The 11,676-nt window shown below is 48.2% G+C and carries 7 protein-coding genes; 5 read left to right on the forward strand and 2 right to left on the reverse strand.

Annotation, left to right across the window (positions count from 1 at the left end; translation table 11 throughout):
* Nucleotides 1–92 precede the first annotated feature (92 nt).
* A complete protein-coding gene (trmB, locus tag QNM19_RS15320) occupies nt 93–758 on the forward strand; it encodes a tRNA (guanine(46)-N(7))-methyltransferase TrmB (RefSeq protein WP_049862923.1) in 666 nt (221 codons plus the stop codon).
* A 23-nt stretch (nt 759–781) separates the two neighbouring features.
* On the opposite strand, the gene QNM19_RS15325 is transcribed toward trmB, so the two are convergent.
* Complete coding sequence (locus QNM19_RS15325) at nt 782–2,680, reverse strand: GGDEF domain-containing protein (RefSeq protein WP_284026890.1); 1,899 nt, start codon at nt 2,678–2,680, stop codon at nt 782–784.
* Between the two features lie 314 nt (nt 2,681–2,994).
* Between QNM19_RS15325 and panP the strand changes: the two genes are divergently transcribed.
* The gene (panP, locus tag QNM19_RS15330) at nt 2,995–4,623 is read left to right on the forward strand and encodes a pyridoxal-dependent aspartate 1-decarboxylase PanP (RefSeq protein ID WP_049862920.1); all 1,629 of its coding nucleotides are present in this window, start codon (nt 2,995–2,997) and stop codon (nt 4,621–4,623) included.
* A gap of 146 nt (nt 4,624–4,769) precedes the next feature.
* Nucleotides 4,770–5,804 carry a sensor domain-containing diguanylate cyclase gene (locus tag QNM19_RS15335; RefSeq protein WP_049862919.1) on the forward strand — a complete coding sequence of 345 codons (1,035 nt, stop codon included), beginning with the start codon at nt 4,770–4,772 and terminating at the stop codon, nt 5,802–5,804.
* 30 nt (nt 5,805–5,834) lie between these two features.
* On the opposite strand, the gene QNM19_RS15340 is transcribed toward QNM19_RS15335, so the two are convergent.
* Entirely contained in the window at nt 5,835–9,263 is a 3,429-nt protein-coding gene (locus QNM19_RS15340) for a PAS domain-containing hybrid sensor histidine kinase/response regulator (RefSeq protein ID WP_284026891.1), read from the reverse strand.
* A 366-nt stretch (nt 9,264–9,629) separates the two neighbouring features.
* Between QNM19_RS15340 and QNM19_RS15345 the strand changes: the two genes are divergently transcribed.
* Both QNM19_RS15345 and QNM19_RS15350 read left to right on the forward strand, forming a co-directional pair.
* Nucleotides 9,630–9,893 (forward strand): DUF4212 domain-containing protein, encoded by a 264-nt coding sequence (locus QNM19_RS15345; protein ID WP_010383473.1) that lies wholly within the window; start codon nt 9,630–9,632, stop codon nt 9,891–9,893.
* Between the two features lie 11 nt (nt 9,894–9,904).
* Nucleotides 9,905–11,629 (forward strand): sodium:solute symporter family protein, encoded by a 1,725-nt coding sequence (locus QNM19_RS15350; protein ID WP_125559199.1) that lies wholly within the window; start codon nt 9,905–9,907, stop codon nt 11,627–11,629.
* Nucleotides 11,630–11,676: the final 47 nt, after the last annotated feature.

An 11,676-nucleotide genomic window follows, 5' to 3' on the forward strand; every position in this document is an offset into this window, starting at 1 on the left:
GGAGACTCTGCCACACAACCGCTTACTTAATCCTGCAGACTGAGATAAAATACCCGCATTATTGTTCACACTACGAGCCACAACACGCTGTTATGTCAGACGCCAACTCCAGAAGCATCACCAGTAATCAGACCGGACTGCATGAAAAGTTAGATGAGGTAGTACAAAAGCACCTCAATACACCATTCAAAAAACCCATTGCTGCCCATACACAACAAGCCTTTGAGCAGGTGAATGAGAAAGTACAGGCATTCGATGGTCCGATCATTCTGGATTCCTGCTGTGGGGTGGGAGAGAGTACGGCGAATTTAGCCAAACTACACCCGGATGCGTTAGTTATCGGTATTGATAAGTCAGAACATCGTCTTGAAAAGCATGACATTGAATATAAGCAAACAGAATCGGGTCAGTACATTCTGGTTCAGGCAGATCTGAATGATTTCTGGCGCCTTGCCTGCGAGGCCAATTGGCAGCCAAGTCATCATTATTTGCTTTACCCCAATCCGTGGCCTAAGGCGAAACACCTGCAAAGGCGCTGGCATGGTGCGGCAGTGTTCCCTTATATCGTAAAGCTGGGGGGACGGCTTGAACTGCGCAGTAATTGGTCTATTTATGTTGAGGAATTTGCCCGCAGCCTGGCGCTTGCAGGCGCTCAGGCAACGGTAAGTGACTATGAAAGTGATACCGCCATGACACCGTTTGAACGCAAGTACTGGGCCAGCGGGCAATCAAGTACTCGCCTGATTGCTCAGTTATAAGAGTTCCTGGTCACCTGTGTTGGTCAGGCACTGGCCTGAAAATCCTTGCCCATATTGCTCTGGCTGACATTGATGTGTGGGCCAGGTGCGCCAATCAGGCTTCCTTCAACCAATTTAACGTTGCAGCTTAGCAATTGATCCAGCTGATATTTACTTTGTACACCGTCAACTAACAAGGTGATTTGGCGCTCATGGCAGAGTCTGGCAATGTGTTCAATGTACTCATGCAATTCAGTCTCTTCACTTAGTTGCTCAATGACGCTGGAGGTCAGCTTAACGCTGTCTATAGTGAGTTTTAGTACCCTGCTGATGGTCAGCAAACCACTGTTGCTTGACGCCACCATGATATTCACCCCTTTGCTTTTTAGCACATTGATATAAACCCGCATATCGGCAAAATGCTCAATCACTTCTTGCTCTTCCAGTTCAAAGGTAATTTTGGCGGGCTGCGGGTAGCGTCTGATCTGCGCAAAAATAAACTCCATTATTTGCGGGTCGGCCAGATCCTGCCAGCTCAGTTGCATGCTCCAGGCATGATGTGATTTTCGAAAATGTGCGGTGCACAGCTCAAGCATGACTTTGGTCAGTTGAGAGCTCAGCCTGGAGTGGCGGATCACCTCTGAGAAAGATTCAGGACGTAAGATCAGGCCCTGCTCAGTGAGTACTCTCGGGGTGCAATGATATTGTTCGACGGCTTTGCTCTCAGTGCCCATACGTGGTGTAAAGTAGGGCAGAATACGGTGTTGTTCAAACGCACTTTGAACTGTTTTTGCAATGGCAATATGGGATTCCTGAATGGTTTTGATCTGCGTTGGATCCTGTCCATAGATGCACACTCGTTGCTGTTTTTGTTGTGCCTGACGACATGCGATAAACGCATTCTCCAGTAACAGGCGTTTATTGCCACTGGCTATGCCCGCGGTTACCTGAATGTATAAATGTGGGTCCTGTAAAATCGGAGTTGTGGCAGGAAATTCATTGATCAGGCTACTCAGATAATGCTCCCCTTTGTTGGCATCGCTCAATAGCACCAGCTTGGCAGTGGCAAGACGGTACACTTTAAATGGGGCGGTAAATTCACTGAAATGGCTCATCACTCTGCGTATGATCTCATCACCGACATCGGTGCCATAAAAGCTCACTATCTCTTCCAGCTCGTTGATTGCGATAATTGCCAGGCTAAGGTGCTGAGTGGGGTTTTTGGCCAGATCCTGTTCTAATGCCAGACGATTGGGAAATCCGGTACGCGGATCGGTTGTCAGTGTTTTTCTCAGTATCAGTAAATACATCCCTGCCACCAGTAAAGCAATGGCAAAGAAGAAACAGGCGGTGAACAGGGCCTCTTTAACGCTTTTTGCCAATTCGGTTTGGATGTGTGATGTTTTAATATCGGCTCCAGTCAGGAAGACCTTGCCGTCACGTGTTACGTGGGGAATAAAAATGGTTTTAAAATGGCCCCATTTGTCTTCGGACACTTCGTATAAAGGTTGTGTTGAGCGAAATGCGCTTTTGTTAACCGAGGTTGCCTCAGGGTAGAGGTCGAGCATGCGGGTGACTTTGTCCTGTAATACGTCATTTTGGGTGTAACTAGAGGCACTGAAACGGACATAGGGCGCATCATAGACCATGGCATACACATACTCGACACCCAGGTGCTGTGCCAGTTGAGATAATTGCATACTCTTGTAGCGATATTCTTCGCTGGTAATTTCGTTGAGTCTGTCATGATAGCCTTCTCCCAAGATGAGTTGGGTACTTCGGGCAGCCATCAGGAGCTTTTGATCTATACCTTGTACTATGGTGGTACGGGTCTGATGATAAGTGTAAAGCACATAGGCCGACAAAGAGGCAACAAAAACCACAAAGCCGATGACTATCCAGGTCAGAGATAAGGCCCTAAGCGCAAAATTCCGTTTATTCATTGTCAGTTTCCGTTTGAGTCTGCAAGTCTGATGGGATGAATTGTTCCTAATACTATCCATTTCTGACAATGCTGACAAAATATTTAACGAATCTGCCTTATTTTTGAACCCTACTCCTTACATGCACCGTAATAAATACAGGGATTACTTTGCGATGCTGTGTCATCAGAGGTTCATCAAATTATCAAGCAGAGTTCATTTTTTTTGACTGCATTGCAGACTTTCCCATCGCTTTACAGTAAAGTTAGTCATTTCGTATCAACTTGGCAAGGTAACTCCCCACATCAGTTACCCACGCATGATTAGGTATTAAAATGGGTCCAAAGCGTTGTGCAGTCGCTTCTGAAGAAAGCTTAATGCGTATCTTTACCGTTCCAGAAGCACCCAGCTCCACGTTAAGTGTAATAGAGCAGGAAATTTCCAGTAATCTGGCGGGCTTTCTGAATGAAAATATCGCAGCAATTGAAAAACCATTGCATGAGATAGAAAAAGACTTTCAGTCGGCAATGATCCCGGAAGAACCGATGTTTGTCTCTGACTATGCTCAGGATATTATGGAGCAGTTGGTCGCACATTCCGTGCATACCGCGTCGCCAAGCTTTATCGGGCATATGACCTCAGCGCTGCCGCATTTTGTTCTGCCGTTGTCAAAGTTGATGGTCGGTTTGAATCAGAACCTGGTAAAAATAGAAACTTCAAAGGCCTTTACGCCATTGGAGCGACAGGTGCTGGGTATGATGCATCACCTTGCTTATGGTGAAGATGACGCCTTCTATGAAAAATGGATGCACAGTGCCAAAACCGCACTCGGTGCATTTTGCTCTGGGGGCACCATTGCCAATATTTCGGCGTTGTGGATTGCCCGCAACCGATTGCTTGGTCCTGATGGTGACTTTAAAGGGCTTGCCAGTGAAGGGATCATGGCTGCCATGCTGCATTATGGATACAAAGGCCTGGCTGTGTTGGTGTCTGAGCGTGGTCACTATTCATTGGGCAAAGCGGCCGATGTACTGGGCATTGGGCGCAGTAACTTTATTGCCGTTAAAACCGATGAGAACAATAAAGTTGATGTTGAGGCAATGCGCGCTAAGGCACAGACGCTGAGTGAGCAGGGCATTAAGGTCATGGCGATTGTTGGCGTGGCCGGTACTACCGAAACGGGCAACATAGATCCCTTACCCGAAATGGCGGCTCTGGCTCAGGACCTAGGATGTCATTTTCACGTTGATGCAGCCTGGGGCGGTGCAACTTTGTTGTCAGCGAATTACCGGCATTTACTTAAGGGCATTGAGTTAGCTGATTCGATCACCATTGATGCGCACAAGCAAATGTATGTGCCAATGGGTGCAGGTATCGTACTGTTTAAAGATCCCACCGCAACAGATGCGATAGAACACCACGCGGAGTACATTCTGCGTAAAGGATCAAAAGACCTGGGTAGTCATACACTTGAGGGCAGCCGCCCTGGTATGGCCATGCTGGTTCATGCATGTTTGCGGGTGATAGGCCGTAAAGGGTATGAAATGCTGATCGACAAAGGCATTGAAAAAGCCCACTATTTTTCAGAACTGATCCGCGAAGAAGACGACTTTGAATTGGTCTCTGAACCGGAGCTATGCCTGCTGACCTATCGCTATGTACCAAAACAGATCCGCCAGGCGATTGAACAGGCCGACGAGCAGGAACGCATTGACATTTATGCGGCGTTGAATCGATTTACTGCCAGTATGCAGAAACGTCAGCGTGAATCCGGCCGCTCTTTTGTATCACGGACGCGTTTAACTCCCTCGCAATACCAGTATCAGCCTACCGTGGTATTCAGAGTGGTGTTAGCCAATCCGCTGACCTCAAAACAGATGCTAAAAGAAATTCTGGCAGAACAAAAAGGGCTGGCGCAGAGCGATCCGGTATTTAAAAAGTACCTGGCAAAATATATGGCTTAGTACATCTGTTTTCAGTTTTGGGTATGTCTGGACTAAAGAAAACAGTGCATTTTGTAACAGGCGCTATACTATTAGAGTATGACAACGATATGGCATCACATTGAGATGGTGCCTGATTTCAACAGCTTTGCGACTTGGTAGTACCTTTGAATCGATTAACCCAGAGCACGCAAAAATTGCGGCGGATCAGCTCGCAAGAAGTCGATGTTTCAGGTGAGCATCAGAGCTTTCTGCGCGATATCATTTTTGAGGCAAAATCTTTGCTTAAGGTCGATCGTGTGTCGGTGTGGTTGTTTGACGACATGCATAAGCCAGGCAAGTTGCTAAATTACGCCAATACGGATTGGCAGGCCGTGCCAAGCCAGCTGCCGGAGCTAAGCATTGATGATTTTCCCGTTTACTTTGCCACCATTATAAGCGGTCAGTCGATTGCAGCAGACAATGCTTGTACAGATCCGCGCACTTGCGAATTCACCGAAATCTATCTCAAGCCGCATAATATCGCCACCATGCTAGATACTGCCATCTTTAAAAACGGCATTGCATTGGGTGTGGTGTGTTGTGAGGGACGAGCTGATGTGCGCCAGTGGCAGGAGTGGGAAGTAACAATCACAGAAATGGTCGCAGATTGCTGTAGTCGACGTTTGTTGGTACACGAGTTGTATCAAATGCAGGAAAAGCTTACCAAAATGGCCTTTCAGGACATGCTTACCGGCCTCAACAATCGCCGCTTTTTAATGGAGCATGCCAAACGTGAAATGAGCCGTCATCAGCGCACAGAGCGTCCCATGAGTCTGATCATGATGGACCTGGACAGGTTTAAACGGATCAATGACGATTTTGGCCATGATGCCGGCGATAAAGTGCTGCAAAAGTTTGCGCAGTGTTGTCTGGATGTGGTGCGCATTGAAGATTGTTTTTGTCGTCTGGGCGGTGAGGAGTTTGTGGTGTTACTGCCAGAAACCTCGGTCAGTGATGCGCATATGGTAGCAAACCGGTTATGCACTGCGATCCGTGAGATGGAAGTGCGTCAGGAGAACACGCTTATCCATGTCACGGCCAGTTTTGGGGTGGCCGAAGTCAATCCCAGTATGCCATTCGGTCATGCCCTGAAAATGGCCGATCAGGCCGTTTACCGCGCCAAGGCCAATGGTCGTGACCAGATCCAGCTTGCCTATTAGTGACTCTTAACCTGCTCTGAAGTGTGCGCCTCAGGCACTGTGGTTGAGCAGTGCTTTGAGCTTAGCCGGTTTAAGAGGTTTGCTCAGATAGTGGATCTCGGCCTGTTTGGCCTGTAGCTTTAAAGGTTCGTCACGTACTGCCGTGATCAATACCGCCGGGATCTGGGCGTTCCAGCATTGTCTTAATTCCGTGATCAAATTAATCCCGTCCTCATTGTTATCGAGCTGATAATCCATCAGGATAAAATCTGGTGCCTGGCTTTGGGCGGCATGCTGTCGAGCTTTGTCTGCCCTTTCAAACATCTGATAACTAAACTGCCATTTATCGAGCAGGCTTGCCATCGCAGCCAGATTCTTCGGATCGTCGTCAACCACCACCAGATTCAGGCGGGTCTTTGCGCTTAGTTTTTGCTCTGACTGTGTGGTTTTTTGCTGTACTTGTTGTTGGTCGCCCAGAGGCACTTCGACACAAAAACGGCTACCCTTACCGGGGATCGACTGCATTTCCAGTGGCATACTCAGCAACTCACAAAGCCGTTTTACAACGCCCAGCCCCAGTCCGACCCCTTTGTTGTCGCCACTTTGAATGCGGTAAAAGTCGTTAAATATTTTCTGCTGTTCATGCTCCGAGATACCCGGGCCTGTGTCCCACACCTCAATGCGGACACTGTGGCTGCGACGACGACAGGCCAGCAAAACCCGGCCTTGCTCCGTGTATTTGACTGCATTGGAGACCAGGTTCTGTATGATACGACGCAGATAGGTAATGTCGCTGTGAATGATTTGGTGACTGGTACGCACTTGCAATGATAAGCCTTTTTCCTGACACAAAATGGCGTATTCATTGGCCAGTGGCGACATAATGTCGTTGATATCAAAATGGCGGGGGGTTGGCTTCATAGCGCCTTGTTCCAGTTTGGCAATATCCAGCAATGCCGACATCAGGTGAACCGTTGAATCCAGGCTGGCCCCCAGCTTTTCCAGATTGCTGCGATCATTGACTTGCAGCTTATCTTCATTAATGGCCGCCAGGTAAAGGCGGGCAGCATTGAGGGGCTGCAAAATATCATGGCTGGCCAGGGCCAGAAAGCGGGTTTTACTGTCATTGGCGCGTTCTGCTTCCTTTTTAGCGCCGACCAGTGCCTGTTCGGTTTCTTCCCGGCTAGCTATCTGAGCCTTCAGATCCTGGTTGATCAGACGGATCTCCTGGGTACGCGCTTCAATGCGATTTTCCAGATCCATGTTGACCTCTTCAAGCGCGTTTTGGGTGTCGATATGACTGGTGATGTCAGAGAAGCTGGTAACAAAGCCACCTTCTGGTAGCGGATTACCTGTCATCTCGAACACCTGGCCATTACTGCGGTGGCGAATAAAATGGTGGGGCGTGCCATTTTTCAAGTGCTGTACACGTTTTTCGACTAGTTTTTCTAACTCTCCGGGGCCACATTCACCGCGTTCGGCGTTGAAGCGGATCACTTCCTCAATGTTCTGACCTACTTGTAAAAAACCATCCGGATATTCGAACATTTCATGATAACGGCGGTTCCAGGCAACCAGATTGAGATCTTTGTCGACGACAGAAATGCCATGACTGAGGTTTTCCAAAGATGTAAACAACAGATTCTGGTTGAACTGTAATGCTTGCGTGGTTTCATCAAAAAAGTTAACCACTTCCTCAAAGGCAAGCTGCTTACCTGATGAGACGGCATGGATCAGGGCACGGGCCGATGAGGCGCCCAGTACACCGGTCAGAGCCCGCTCACAAAAGGCAATGAAATCAGCACTCGGATAGGCGTTACTGTCTTCAATATCATGATTAATCGCGTAATGGCTAAGTAACTGCTGGCTCCGCTGGATCCCCAAAAAGGTCTGTAGTAATACCGTAAAGTCGTACACAGTGGCTTTAACGTCTTTGTTAAGCCGTTTAGCTGCACTGGCTTGTTCCCATGGGCTAACAAACGCGGCTGCCTGGATTTTATCAATGAGGCGCTCATATGCACCCAGTGAAAAGCTGATATAACAACTGATATTAGCCAGTAGCGCCAGTAAGGTGCCCCGGGTGATTATGGTCTGGCGGGTTTCAAAATCCAGTGCACTACCGGCTTCAATGACGGGAAACATCAGAAATAACATCCAACACAGAAAGCCAGCCAGTAATCCGGCATAGACGCCATAAGCATGGCCTTTTCGCCAGTACAGTCCACCGACAATGGCCGGCAATAACTGAGTGACCAAAGAAAACGCCACCAGGCCCATGTTGGCGAGCGCTTCGCCGTGGCCAAACCATTGCTGATAAAGAAAAGCCAGCACCAGGATAGCCGCGATGATAAAGCGGCGGATAAGTAAAATTCGGGTTTTATAATTGCTGGTGAGGCGGTTTTTCTTAAACTTGCGCTTTATCAGCAAAGGGAGCACCACATCATTGGAAAGCATGGTACTGAGCGTCAGTGTGGCGACCACTATCATGGCGGTGGCAGCCGACAACCCGCCGATGAATACAAAGGTGGTGATCAATGGGTGACCCTGCATCATAGGCAGAGCCAGTACAAAGCTATCTGCTGCGACGGTTTGGCCGATATTGGGATGAATGGCTGCCGTGGCAATCGGCAAGATCATTGCAGCGATCAGGATAAGGTAGACCGGAAATGCCCAGCGGGCAGTACGAAGGTGGCGGCTATCCTGGTTGTCGACCACTGTGACATGAAACTGACGAGGTAAGCAGATGATGGCTGCTGCGGCCATCAGTGTCTGGCCGACAAAGTTGAAATTGGTAAAATCAAATCCCTGCCAGTGAACAAATAACAAGGTGGTTGAGCCGCTCTGAGTTAGCAGCGCTTTTATGGCGATCACAGCCACTGCGACCAGTGCCAGTAACTTGATGAGCGACTCAAATGCGACAGCCAGCATCAGTCCGGAGCGATATTCGGTGACATCAACTTTACGGGTACCAAAAAAGATCGCAAACAGGGCCATTAATAAAGTGCCGGTCATGGCCAGCATGCCCCCGGAAATTGGGGTGCCCTGTTGTAACAGCAAAAAGCTGCTGCTCAGCGCCTTGAGCTGCAACGCAATATAGGGAATGGTGGCCAGCAAGGCTATCATAGTGACCATCACCGCGGTGGTCTGGCGCTTACCATAACGTGCTGAAATAAAGTCGGCTATGGTGGTGATGTTTTGTTTTTTACTGACCAGGATCAGTTTGCGCAAAAAGCCCTGACCAAACATAAACAGCAAGGCTGGGCCCAGTAAAATGGGCAAATAGTGCCAGCTACTGGTCGCTGCGGTGCCTACTGATCCGTAATAGGTCCATGAGGTACAATAAATACCCAGTGCGAGGGCATAAACAAAAGGGTGATGGCTGATCCGGGTTGCAGCCGGCGTTGTTTTGTCCCCCCAGTTGGCGAGCCAGAAGAGTAAGCCGATATAGGCGATGGCAACTAGGATCAGTGCAGCCGTCATGATGAGCCCTTGTGTTAATTCTTGTTATTGTCTCTGTGCCTTTAAAGTAGCATCACTTACAAATAATCCAAAGTGACATAATCACCTGATTTTACATAATTATTCGATTTTTATTGAATTAATTAGACTAATGTCTTATCCCTGAGATATACGTTCCGTTAATCGTTCCATATCATCGATAAATAAATTAAGTGATTGATTTTATAATATTTAATAGCCATTGATGTGAGTTTGTTTTGCAGTTTACGTAAACGTAACCTTGTTGTTACGACTAAGGTCTCAATTTCTTCTTGACGACCCATTGCTACAGTCAAAAGGTCATTAACACCAGCACATCGGCAACAGGTGTGTGAAAGGGGACTTATCATGGCTTTTAAAAGTGAAGAACAAGCAAAAGCATATTGGTCAGAGAATCTAGCCTTAATGTTTAAGCTATTAGTAGTGTGGTTTGTGGTGTCTTTTGGATGCGGCATTCTGCTGGTTGATGTACTCAACGAGGTCCGCTTCTTCGGATTTAAATTGGGTTTTTGGTTTTCGCAGCAGGGCGCAATTTATACCTTCGTTGCTTTGATTTTTGTCTATGTGTTCAAAATGGATGCGCTGGACAAAAAATACGGCGTGGATGAATAAGGAGCGCTATGATGGATGTTCAAACTCTCACCTTTTTAATTGTTGGGCTCAGCTTTGCCCTGTACATCGGCATTGCCATCTGGGCGCGTGCCGGTTCAACCAATGAATTCTATGTTGCAGGTGGCGGTGTGCCGCCGCTGGCAAACGGCATGGCAACGGCCGCCGACTGGATGAGCGCAGCGTCGTTTATTTCTATGGCGGGGATCATTTCATTTGCCGGTTACGACGGGGGTGTGTATCTGATGGGCTGGACCGGTGGTTATGTACTGCTGGCACTGTGCCTGGCACCTTACCTGCGTAAATTTGGTAAATTCACCGTGCCGGACTTTATCGGCGACCGTTATTACTCGCAAGTGGCACGGGTTGTGGCCATACTGTGTGCAATCTTTATTTGTTTTACCTACATCGCAGGGCAAATGCGTGGTGTAGGCGTAGTGTTCTCTCGCTTCCTTGAAGTTGACATTGAAACCGGTGTGTATATCGGGATGGTGATCGTATTCTTCTATGCCGTACTGGGTGGCATGAAAGGCATTACTTATACTCAGGTTGCGCAATATTGCGTACTGGTGTTTGCTTATTTGGTACCCGCTATCTTTATCTCTTTGATGATGACTGGCCACTTACTGCCGCAAACCGGCTTCGGCGGTACGTTGGCGGATGGCTCCGGGACCTATTTGCTGGATAAACTCGACGGGCTCAGTACCGAACTCGGCTTTGCGCAATACACCGAAGGGTCCAAGAGCATGATTGACGTCTTTGCCATTACGGCTGCCCTGATGGTTGGTACGGCCGGTCTGCCACACGTTATTGTGCGTTTCTTTACTGTACCAAAAGTAAAAGATACTCGTATCTCAGCGGCCTGGACTTTAGTGTTCATCGCCATTGTTTACACCACAGCACCCGCGGTTGCGTCATTTGCCCGTGTGAATATGATTGACACGATTAATGGTAAAGATGGCAGTGGTACCGCCTATGCTGAGGCGCCTGAGTGGGTGAAAAACTGGGAGAGAACGGGTCTTATCACATTCAATGATAAAAATGGCGACGGCAAGATGTTCTATTCTGCTGGTAAGATTGACGACCCGGCGAGCCGTAATGAAGTGAAAATCGACCGTGACATCATGGTACTGGCGAATCCGGAAATTGCAGATTTACCAGCCTGGGTGATTGCGCTGGTCGCAGCGGGTGGCATAGCCGCAGCACTGTCGACAACAGCAGGTTTGTTATTGGTGATCTCCACCTCGGTCTCCCATGATCTCCTTAAACGCACACTTAAGCCGGATATCAGTGATAAACAAGAGCTCCTGGCCGCACGTTTGTCAGCAATGGTGGCCATTGCAATCTCTGCTTACTTTGGCATTAATCCGCCCGGGTTCGTGGCGTCGGTGGTGGCCTTTGCCTTTGGTCTGGCGGCAGCAAGCTTCTTCCCGGCGATTATTATGGGGATCTTCTCTAAACGCATGAACAAAGAAGGTGCCATCAGCGGCATGGTGTGTGGTATTGGCTTCACCGCTGCTTACATCATCTACTTTAAATTTGTCAGCCCGGAACTGAATACGCCAGCGAATTGGTTATTTGGTATCTCACCTGAGGGAATTGGCATTATTGGCATGTTAGTGAACTTTGGTATTGCAGCTATTGTGATGAAGCTGACGGCTGAGACGCCAATTGAAGTGAAGCAAATGGTAGACGGGATCCGTAATCCGAAAGGCTCATCTGCTGCACATGCGCATTAAAGCTCACTCTATCGGATAGTGATACTTTCTGATAGCAAAGAAACCAA

Source organism: Pseudoalteromonas ardens, from assembly GCF_030125445.1.
Taxonomy (GTDB): Bacteria; Pseudomonadota; Gammaproteobacteria; order Enterobacterales; family Alteromonadaceae; genus Pseudoalteromonas; species Pseudoalteromonas ardens.

What these genes read in the sequence shown, in the direction of transcription:
- trmB (WP_049862923.1), top strand. Translation starts at nt 93, where the DNA reads ATGTCAGACGCCAACTCCAGAAGCATCACCAGTAATCAGACCGGACTG.
- QNM19_RS15325 (WP_284026890.1), bottom strand. Translation starts at nt 2,680, where the DNA reads ATGAATAAACGGAATTTTGCGCTTAGGGCCTTATCTCTGACCTGGATA.
- panP (WP_049862920.1), top strand. Translation starts at nt 2,995, where the DNA reads ATGGGTCCAAAGCGTTGTGCAGTCGCTTCTGAAGAAAGCTTAATGCGT.
- QNM19_RS15340 (WP_284026891.1), bottom strand. Translation starts at nt 9,263, where the DNA reads ATGACGGCTGCACTGATCCTAGTTGCCATCGCCTATATCGGCTTACTC.
- QNM19_RS15345 (WP_010383473.1), top strand. Translation starts at nt 9,630, where the DNA reads ATGGCTTTTAAAAGTGAAGAACAAGCAAAAGCATATTGGTCAGAGAAT.
- QNM19_RS15350 (WP_125559199.1), top strand. Translation starts at nt 9,905, where the DNA reads ATGGATGTTCAAACTCTCACCTTTTTAATTGTTGGGCTCAGCTTTGCC.